The following is a 398-nucleotide window of genomic DNA, read 5'->3' on the forward strand; positions in this document are numbered from 1 at the left end:
CCTGATGGGGGCGGTGCGGGCGGCCCGGGCGGCCGGCGTCGCCTGGCCCGACGGGATCGCGCTCGCGGGCTTCGACAACGAGCCCTGGACCGAGCTGGTCGAGCCCGGCCTGACGGTGATCGAGCAGCCGGTGGCCGAGATCGGCGCCCAGGCGATGGGGCTGCTGTTCGACCGGCTCAAGGCCCCGGACCAGCCGGTGCGCAAGGTGGTGCTGAGCGGGCGGCTGATCGCCCGGGGATCGACGGCAGGGCGGTAAGGCCCCGCCGGCCATGGGGCCCTCCCGTCGCGGGTCGGCCGGGCCGATATCGGGCGCCCTGTCCGGTTCCGCTCACCAGTCCGGCGCGGCGGCCCCGAGGGGACCGGCCGGCCGGTCCCAGCGCATCGGCGCGCCCGCGACG

1 protein-coding gene is annotated in these 398 nt (G+C 78.1%); it reads left to right on the top strand.

Features of this window, described 5'->3' with window-relative positions; translation table 11 throughout:
- Positions 1–256 (top strand): substrate-binding domain-containing protein (locus A5481_RS30050; protein ID WP_197514267.1); only part of this gene is annotated, 256 nt, incomplete at its 5' end.
- Between the last annotated feature and the right edge of the window lie 142 nt (positions 257–398).

The sequence above is a fragment of the Methylobacterium platani genome (assembly GCF_001653715.1).
In the GTDB taxonomy this organism is placed as follows: Bacteria; Pseudomonadota; Alphaproteobacteria; order Rhizobiales; family Beijerinckiaceae; genus Methylobacterium; species Methylobacterium platani.